At 70.0% G+C, this 6518-nt stretch carries 7 protein-coding genes; 5 read left to right on the top strand and 2 right to left on the bottom strand.

Annotation, left to right across the window (positions count from 1 at the left end):
- Window positions 1–784: CBS domain-containing protein (locus ACTHJF_RS03710; protein ID WP_440265905.1), on the top strand; the 784-nt coding region annotated here is incomplete at its 5' end.
- A gap of 27 nt (window positions 785–811) precedes the next feature.
- Here ACTHJF_RS03710 and ACTHJF_RS03705 read toward each other — a convergent pair.
- Window positions 812–1111, bottom strand: a complete 300-nt coding sequence (locus ACTHJF_RS03705; protein ID WP_440265904.1) for a DUF883 family protein — start codon at window positions 1109–1111, stop codon at window positions 812–814.
- A 147-nt stretch (window positions 1112–1258) separates the two neighbouring features.
- On the opposite strand from ACTHJF_RS03705, the gene ACTHJF_RS03700 reads away from it, so the two are divergent.
- A complete protein-coding gene (locus ACTHJF_RS03700) occupies window positions 1259–1702 on the top strand; it encodes a host attachment protein (protein WP_440265903.1) in 444 nt (147 codons plus the stop codon).
- A gap of 55 nt (window positions 1703–1757) precedes the next feature.
- Here the strand turns inward: ACTHJF_RS03700 and ACTHJF_RS03695 are convergent, their stop codons facing one another.
- A complete protein-coding gene (locus ACTHJF_RS03695) occupies window positions 1758–2219 on the bottom strand; it encodes an Hsp20/alpha crystallin family protein (protein ID WP_440265902.1) in 462 nt (153 codons plus the stop codon).
- A gap of 237 nt (window positions 2220–2456) precedes the next feature.
- On the opposite strand from ACTHJF_RS03695, the gene ACTHJF_RS03690 reads away from it, so the two are divergent.
- The 3 genes from ACTHJF_RS03690 to ACTHJF_RS03680 are packed head-to-tail and all read left to right on the top strand — an operon-like array spanning window position 2457 to window position 6372.
- Entirely contained in the window at window positions 2457–3113 is a 657-nt protein-coding gene (locus ACTHJF_RS03690) for a (2Fe-2S)-binding protein (protein ID WP_440265901.1), read from the top strand.
- An 11-nt stretch (window positions 3114–3124) separates the two neighbouring features.
- A complete protein-coding gene (locus ACTHJF_RS03685) occupies window positions 3125–4126 on the top strand; it encodes an FAD binding domain-containing protein (RefSeq protein ID WP_440265900.1) in 1002 nt (333 codons plus the stop codon).
- A gap of 23 nt (window positions 4127–4149) precedes the next feature.
- Window positions 4150–6372: a xanthine dehydrogenase family protein molybdopterin-binding subunit gene (locus ACTHJF_RS03680; protein ID WP_440265899.1), complete on the top strand. Its 2223-nt coding sequence runs from the start codon at window positions 4150–4152 to the stop codon at window positions 6370–6372.
- Window positions 6373–6518: the final 146 nt, after the last annotated feature.

The raw sequence follows: 6518 nt of genomic DNA, 5'->3' as shown, positions 1-6518 counted from the left end.
GTCCGTCGCCACCGTCCGCCCCACCGCGCGCAGCGGTGGCCCGGGGGCGCTGCTCGCGGTGGTGGCTGCGCTGGGTATGGCAGGGATCGTGGCCGTCGTGGCCGGGCTGCTCCTCACCGGTGCCGCGGCGGCCTCGCTCGTGGCCGATCCCGGGGCGGTGACCCGCTGGGGACTGCCTCTCGCGCGGGTCGTCAACGACGTGGCGGCGAGCCTCACCATCGGGCTGCTCGTGCTGGCGGCCGTGGCGTTGCCGGTGACGGGCGCGACTGGGCGACCGGCCCGGTCGAGCGCTGCCCGGCCGCAGGTCGACGGCGTCACCGCGTGGGCGGTGCGCGTCGCCGCGGCCACCGGCGTGGTCTGGGCGGTCGCGGGTGTGGTCGTGCTGGTGCTGAGCTACGCGCGGCTGGCCGGCGTGGCGCCGTCCGACCCGGCGTTCGCGAGCCAGCTCGGCAGCTTCGTCACGACGATCGACCTGCTGCGCTCGCTGCTCGTCAACGTGCTCGTGGTGGCGGTGGTCGCCACCGGCGCCGATCCGGACAAGCTCACGCTGGGCCAGATCATGAGCCGACCGGTGGTTACCTGCACCGAATCCGAAGGTCTGTTCGCCGCCATCCTCACCATGCGCGAGCACGGCGTGCGCCGCCTGCCGGTGCTCAACGCCAAAGGTGGCTTGGCCGGCATGATCAGCGCCGACGACATCTACGGGGCCCTCGGCGCGCAGATGGTCGACCTGGGCGAGGCGCTGACCCGCGAGGAGACGCGCGAGATGCAGGAACGACCCTGAGCCGACGCGACCGCTGCCGGTGCCGTCTCAGTCGAAACGGCCGCGCCCCAGCAGCCCCAGCAGAAAGGCGCCGGCCGCCACCGTGCCGATCAGCACCCACGGCTGTTCGCGCACACGCTCTCGCGCACGCGCCATGCGCCGACCGGTACGTCCGGCCGCTTCGCGTTCGAGTTCCACCAACTGGTCACGCACGGAGACCAGCTTGGCCCGCGCTTCCTCGGCCAGGCCGCCGGCGTCATCGGCGGCATCGTGCAGCAGCCGCTCGAGATCGCTGTTGATCAGGCCCAGGTCGCGGCGCAGTCGATCGGTATGGATGAGTTGGTTCACGGTGCACTCCTTCGATCAGGATCGTCGCCACCCTAGCCCCGGCTCGCGCGTCATCAGTTGATACGCGTCAAACGGTGGCTCCGTGGCGATGCCTACAGTGCCCGGCACAGACCATCGCAGGCATGCCCCAACGGGCAGGAGGAAGCAATGACATCGACGTGGATTCTGGTTGCCGACGCCGCGCGCGCCCGGGTGTTCGAGGCCACCGGACGCAGCGAGCCCTGGCAGGAGGTGGCGTGCTTCGCCAACCCCGATGGCCGCGCCCCGGGACGCCATGCCACTACCGAGCGCGCCCCGCGTGTGAACGAGAGCATGGGCAGCGCGCGGCATGCGATCGAGCCGCACACCAGCCTGCGCGACAAGAGCACCGAGCGCTTCGCGCACATGCTCGGGCAAGCGCTGGAGCGCGGCCGCAACGACCAGCGCTACGAGCGCCTGGTGCTGGTGGCGCCGCCGCGTTTCCTGGGCGCGCTGCACGGCGTGATGGACAAGCAGCTGAGCCACTGCATCAGCGGCGAAGTGCAGCACGATTTCACGGCCCTGCCGGGCGAGGAGATTCGCAGCCGACTGCCGCACCAGTTGCTGGCCTGAGCGGTGGCTGCATCGCCGGCACGCCGCGTAACCGCGGCGCGCCGGTCGACGGGCTTCAGCTCACCGAAATGCGCCGGCTGGCGCCGTTGCCGCTCTTGGGCAGGGTGAGAGTGAGCACGCCTCCTTCGTAATGCGCGTCGGCCTTGGCGCTGTCGATCTCCGCCGGCAGGCTGAAGGCGCGATACACCTTGCCGTAGTAGCGCTCGCTGCACAGCGTGTGCTCGTCGTCCTTCTGCTCGCTGCTGCGCTTCACCTCGGCGCTGATCGCTACCTGGTTGCCTTCCACCGACACCTCGATGTCACCCTTGTCCACGCCGGGCAGGTCGGCCTTGACCAGGTAGGCGTTGTCTTTTTCGGTCACGTCCAGGCGCATGTCCGGCGCCATCTCCATCTCGCGCCACAGTGGCTGGCTGGCCAGGCTGCGGAACATGTCGTCGAAGCGGCTGATCGGGAAGCTGCTCATGGGGTCCAGCCGGGCAGCGGCCTTGAAGGGATTCCAGCGGGCAAGTGTGGTCATGGGGTGGTCCTCCAGAATGAGAGCGGCGCAGCGCCATTGCCGCGCGTCGTCGAGTCTGCGGCGGCACAGCGGCACCCGCGTTGATGCAGGTCAAGCCTGCCGTGACGGTTCATCCGGGACGCGCCGTCACTGCCGTTTTACCGGTGCGGGTGTACTTTGTTGCGGTTGCCTGCGCGGAGCCCGCGCCGTCACTCCCCGATGTTTTCGCCAGCCACCGCCGCTTCCGGAGAAGTCGCCATGACCGAGCGCCCGCCCGCCCCCACCCCGCCCGCCGATCGCGCCGATGAGGTGCACGTCACCCTGAGCCGGCGCGGCTTCCTGCAGATGGTCGGCATGACCGGCGCGGCCACCACGCTGGGCCTGGGCGGCCACGCACTGGCCGCCACCGCGATGGCGCACATGCCGGCGGGCGAGGCGGCTGCGGACGACATGAGTCAGGTCACCGTGCGGCTCACCGTCAACGGCCAGCCGCAGACGCTCACCGTCGACCCGCGCACCACCCTGCTCGACGGTCTGCGCGAGCACCTGCACCTCACCGGCACCAAGAAGGGCTGCGACCACGGCCAGTGCGGCGCCTGCACCGTGCACGTGAACGGCCGGCGGGTGAACTCCTGCCTGAGCCTGCTGGCCATGCACGAGGGTGAAGAGGTGACCACCATCGAAGGCCTCGGCCAGCCCGGCCATCTGCACCCGATGCAGCAGGCGTTCGTGGAGCACGACGGCTACCAGTGCGGCTACTGCACCTCCGGCCAGATCATGTCGGCCACCGCGCTGCTGAAAGAGCCCTGGGGCCCGGACGATGCAGACGTGAAGGAAGCCATGGCCGGCAACATCTGCCGCTGCGGCGCGTACCCCAACATCGTCGCGGCGATCCAGCAGGTCCGGAAGGGCTGAGGAGACACACCATGCAGGCATTCACTTTTCTCCGCGCCACCGACGCCCGCCAGGCGATCGATGCCGGCGCCCATTCCCCCACCGCCCAGCAGGGCGCCAGCGTGCGCTTCGTCGCAGGCGGCACCACCCTGCTCGACCTGATGAAGCTCAACGTGGAAACACCCGCGCAGGTGGTCGACATCAACCGCCTGCCGCTGGCCAAGGTAGAGCACACGCACGAAGGCGGCCTGAAGATCGGCGCGCTGGTGCGCAATGCCGATCTGGCCAACCACGCCGAGGTGAAGCGCAATTACGCCGTGCTGTCCGAAGCGCTGCTGGCCGGCGCCTCGGCCCAGCTGCGCAACATGGCCACCACCGGTGGCAACCTGCTGCAGCGCACGCGCTGCATGTACTTCCGCGACGAGCACATGCCCTGCAACAAGCGCGAGCCCGGCAGTGGCTGTCCGGCCATCGACGGCGCCAACCGCAGCCTGGGCATCCTGGGCACCAGCGCGCACTGCATCGCCACCAACCCCAGCGACATGAACGTGGCGCTGGCCGCGCTGGAGGCGCGCATCGTGATCCAGGGCGCCAAGGGCGAGCGCACCGTGCCGATCGCCGACTTCTTCTTGCTGCCGGGCGACACGCCGCAGCACGAGACGGTGATGCAGCCGGGCGACCTGATCACCCACGTGCTGCTGCCGCCGCCGAAACGCGGCGCGCGCTCGCACTATCTCAAGCTGCGCGACCGCGCCTCCTACGAGTTCGCGTTGGCCTCGGCCGCCGTGGTGCTCGGTACCGAGGACGGACGCATCACCCACGCCCGCGTGGCGCTGGGCGGCGTGGGCACGCGGCCGTGGCGGTCGGTGGAAGCGGAGCAGGCACTGGTCGGCCAGCGCGCCGGTCCGGAGGTCTTCGCCGCCGCCGCAAACGCCGCGCTGCGCGACGCGAAGCCGCAGAGCGAGAACGCCTTCAAGGTGGAGCTGGCCAAGCGCTGCCTCACCCACGCCCTTGCCACCGTGGCCGCCGCGTAAGCGCCGCGCAGGAGAGACAACTCATGGCACCCGACGCATACCGCACCCTGCCCGCCCTGGGCCACGGCCACGCCCGCGTGGACGGCCCGCTGAAGGTCAGCGGCGCCGCCCGCTACAGCTCCGACTACCACTTCCCCGGCCTGCTCTACGCCGTGCCGGTGGGCGCCACCATCGCCCACGGCGAGGTGGCGTCCATCGACGACTCCGCCGCGGCCGCCATGCCCGGCGTGCGCAAGGTCTACACCCGCGCCAACATCGGGCGCTTCTACAAGCCCGGCAAGTCCGGCTATATCGACGAGGCCCGCCCGCCGCTGGACGACGACACCGTGCGCTACTACGGCCAGTACGTGGCGCTGGTGGTGGCCGACACCTTCGAGCAGGCCACCGCCGCGGCGCGCGCGGTGAAGGTGAGCTACCGCAACGTGCAGGCACCGGACGTGCGCATGCAGCTCAGCGCCGAGGAAAAGCAGACCACCGATTCCGAGCGCGGCGACGTGGACAAGGCCCTGGCCGGCGCGCCGGTGACGGTCGACCAGACCTACACCACGCCACCGGAGACGCATAACCCGATCGAGCTGCATGCCAGCGTCGCCACCTGGGACGGCAAGGCGTTCACCCTGTACGAAACCACCCAGTCGATCATCAACCACCGCGACGTGATGGCGCAGATGCTGGGCGTGCCCAAGGAGAACGTGCGCATCGTTACCGAGTTCCTCGGCTCGGGCTTCGGCGGCAAGCTGTGGCCGTGGCCGCACGCGCTGCTGGCCGCCGCCGCGGCGCGCGACCTGGGCAAGCCGGTGAAGCTGGTGGTGACGCGACAGATGATGTTCCACAACGTGGGCCATCGCACCAACACCCAGCAGCGCATGCGCCTGGGCGCCACCCACGACGGCAAGCTTGTCGCGCTGCGGCAGGACTTTCTCTATCGCACCTCGCGCACCGACCACACCAAGGAGGACTGCGGCGAGGCCACTGCGTTCCTGTATTCCACGCCCAATCTCAAGATCACCAGCGGCTGCGCCCGTCGCGACATCGCACCCAACACCGCCATGCGCGGCCCCGGCGCGGTGCCCGGGCTGTTCGCGGTGGAGTCGGCGATGGACGAGCTGGCGCTGGCGCTGAAGATCGATCCGGTAGAGCTGCGCCTGCGCAACGAGCCGACCGTCGACGAGAGCACCCATCTGCCGTTCTCCTCGCGTCACATGAAGGAATGCCTCACCGAAGGCGCCGCCCGTTTCGGCTGGGCCAAGCGCAATCCGGCCGTCGGTTCCATGCGCGCCGACGGCAAGGTGCTGGGCTGGGGCGTGGCCTGCTGCGCGTGGATGGCGCAGCGCCTGGCTGCGGAAGTGTCGGTGCTCCTCAACGCCGACGGCAGCGTGCGCGTGGCCAGCGGCACGCAGGACATCGGCACCGGCACCTACACCATGCTGGCGCAGATGGTGGCGCACGATCTCGGCATCGGGATCGATCGCGTGAAGGTGGTGATCGGCGACAGCGCGCTGCCGCCGGGTCCGCTGTCGGGCGGCTCGATGGTCACCGGCTCGCTGGTGCCCGCCGTGGCGCAGGCCACCGGCAAGGCGGTGGAGCAACTGCTGCAGACGGCCAGCGGCCACGGTGCGTTCCAGGGCGCCAAGGCCGAGCAGCTGGCCTTCACCGACGGTCGCGTACATCTGCGCAGCAGCACGCCCGATGAAGGCGTGCCGTTCGCCGACATCCTGGGCCAGGCGCGGCTGGCGCACGTGGAGGGCAAGGGCACCTCGCGCGACAGCTTCGGCGACGCCGAGTCGAAGAAGTACTCCATGCACTCCTACGGCGCGCACTTCGTCGAGGTGACGTGGGAGCCGGCGATCGCCCGGCTGCGGATAAGCCGCGTAGTCACGGCGATCGACGCCGGACGCATCATCAACCCGATGACCGGGCGCAACCAGATCGAAGGGGCCATCGCCATGGGCGTGGGCATGGCGCTGTTCGAGGAGACGCAGTACGAACGCCGTCACGGCAAGGCGATCAACAGCAACCTGGCCGACTACGTAATGACCACCCACGCCGACGCGCCGCAGATCGATGTGCTGTTCCTCGACTACCCGGACACCAAGCTCAATGCGCTGGGCGCCCGCGGCATCGGCGAGATCGGCCTGGCCGGCTTCGCCGCCGCGGTGACCAACGCCGTGCACCACGCCACCGGCGTGCGCGTGCGCGATCTGCCGGTGAAGATCGAGCATTTGCTCACGTCGACGGTCGCCTGACTGACCTCTTCGCGCTCGTGCGGCATGCCCTCAATGGGCATGCCGCCATGGCGGCTGCGCGCACCTCCCTGGCAGCCGTTACCATCCCTTCGTTCCCTCCGCGAAAAGGCACCGCGTGACTCACGTCGACTTCCGCCCTGCCCCAC

Source organism: Dyella sp., from assembly GCF_051962475.1.
GTDB lineage: Bacteria > Pseudomonadota > Gammaproteobacteria > Xanthomonadales > Rhodanobacteraceae > Dyella_A.
Note: the sequence above shows the minus strand (reverse complement) of the source record. Positions and strands in the feature narration are given on the sequence as shown.

Bases quoted from the DNA above. Each gene is read 5' to 3' on its own strand.
- ACTHJF_RS03700 (WP_440265903.1), top strand. From the start codon at position 1,259: ATGACATCGACGTGGATTCTGGTTGCCGACGCCGCGCGCGCCCGGGTG.
- ACTHJF_RS03695 (WP_440265902.1), bottom strand. From the start codon at position 2,219: ATGACCACACTTGCCCGCTGGAATCCCTTCAAGGCCGCTGCCCGGCTG.
- ACTHJF_RS03690 (WP_440265901.1), top strand. From the start codon at position 2,457: ATGACCGAGCGCCCGCCCGCCCCCACCCCGCCCGCCGATCGCGCCGAT.
- ACTHJF_RS03685 (WP_440265900.1), top strand. From the start codon at position 3,125: ATGCAGGCATTCACTTTTCTCCGCGCCACCGACGCCCGCCAGGCGATC.
- ACTHJF_RS03680 (WP_440265899.1), top strand. From the start codon at position 4,150: ATGGCACCCGACGCATACCGCACCCTGCCCGCCCTGGGCCACGGCCAC.